The 2,026-nt window shown below is 34.7% G+C and carries 1 protein-coding gene; it reads left to right on the top strand.

What is annotated here, in order from left to right; genetic code table 11:
• Positions 1 to 1,324: MucBP domain-containing protein (locus HMPREF1048_RS06470; protein WP_000319579.1), on the top strand; the 1,324-nt coding region annotated here is incomplete at its 5' end.
• Between the last annotated feature and the right edge of the window lie 702 nt (positions 1,325 to 2,026).

Genomic DNA, 2,026 nt, shown 5'->3' with positions numbered 1-2,026 from the left:
TACAACCACTTACGATGTAGATCCAAACGACGATCATATCACAGAACACGTTGGTAATCCAGTAATCACCCCAGCAGGTAAGACAATCGTTAAAGTTGGTGCGAAAACTAAGGTTGAACAATCTAAAGATTCTGAAGGTCTCGATGTAATTGATACCACTACCTATGAAGTTGATCCACAAACAGGTAAGGTAACTCTGACAACAGTTCGAACTTATGGGAAAACGAAAGAACCAAAAGTAGAGTTAGAACAAGATCCTAAGATAGGTGACGTTACAGTAACACCGAAGAAACCAGATGGCTCAACATACCCACCAGGAACTACGGTAGAAATCCCAGGTAAAGGTGACAAGCCAATCACAGTCACAATCGGTGAAGACGGTAAAGGTAAAGTACCAAACAGTGAATTACCAGAAGGTAAAGTTCCAGGTACAGGTAAGATTACTGAACCAGGTAAACCAGCTGTGGAAGTTCCAGTAGAAAATCCAGCTAAGGTAACAATTTTTGAAAATGGTGTATTACCGGCTTCAATTAAATTGCCAGAGCTAATGATTGAGGTTCGCTGGATTGATGAAGATGGAAATGTATTAAAATCATCCGTTAAGACAGGCAAGGAAAAGGATGCTGAACATAGATCAATTCCAGGATATGAATTTGTACGAACTGTGATAGCTGAAAATGAACCAGTCATTACCCACATTTTCAGAAAAGTAAGTGGAAGGACAAATTCAAATCCAGCAACTCCACCTAAGGTAACAATTTTTGAAAACGGTGTATTACCGGCTTCAATTGAATTGTCAGAGCTAATGATTGAGGTTCGCTGGATTGATGAAGATGGAAATGTATTGAAACCATCCGTTAAGACAGGTAATGAAAAGGATGCTGAACATGGATCAATTCCAGGATATAAATTTGTACGAACTGTGATTTCTGAAAATGAACCAGTAATGACCCACATTTTCAGAAAAGTAAGTTCAAACACAAATACAATTCCAGTAACACCTGATACTAATGGAAATTCTGGTCACGATACACCTGAGCTAACAACTCCAACTCCAATTCCAGTTGTGCCAGTAATACCTGATGCTAATGGAAATTCTGGTCAAGATACAGCTGCACTAACAACTTCAATTCCAGATTCAGTTATTCCGAATGTAAATCATGAAGATACTACAGATGCTATTGATAATGGAGTTAAATCAAAAGATTCTCAAAATGTATTACCAAATACAGGAACAGAATCAAATGCGACTCTTGCATCTCTAGGAATTCTTGGCATGTTAAGTGGTATAGGGTTTGTATTTGGAAAGAAAAAAGAAGACTAGAATAAAAATGTAGTCAAAATATGAACTGTTCATTGTTAAGTGGACAATGAATGGCAAAAGATTAAAAAACGGCCTTGTTCCTCATTTCAAGAGGTGCAAGGCTGTTCTTGTATTCTCGAAAAAGTAGGTATCAATAATCGTACTAAGATATAGTGGATTGAAATAAAATGTACGCAAATCGATTGGTCAATTTCTAAAAATGAATTAGGAGTCGTGTTGGATTATTCCAACTTCAATCCGCTATACTCATTTGAAATCAAAGTCCCCTATTTGGTGATAGTCTATTCAAGAAATATCGTTGTATAAGGATATACTTTGAAATGATAAGCATAGGGAATCAATGATTGGATTTTTAATTAAAACTATCATCTATTTGTTTCTAAGACGTAAGTTTATAAATTTGATTTAAAATAATATAAATTTATATTCATGGTAGTTATTTGAAGAATATCTTAAAATTAAGGGTCGGATATCTATTGTTATGGATATTTATTTTTAATTATTATAAACAACTTGATTGCGCTTTCTTGAAAATTACTGAAAATTCGTGAAATTAGCCATATTTACACTATTTTGTTTGATTGAATATGTTAAAAGTGTTATAATCTAGCTGTAATAGCTGTAATAGCTGTAATAGCTGTAATAGCTGTAATAGCTGTAATAGCTGTAATAGCTGTAATAGCTGTAATAGCTGTAATAGCT

The sequence above is a fragment of the Streptococcus mitis SK575 genome (assembly GCF_000257865.1).
Classification (GTDB): Bacteria; Bacillota; Bacilli; order Lactobacillales; family Streptococcaceae; genus Streptococcus; species Streptococcus mitis_CQ.
Note: the sequence above shows the minus strand (reverse complement) of the source record. Positions and strands in the feature narration are given on the sequence as shown.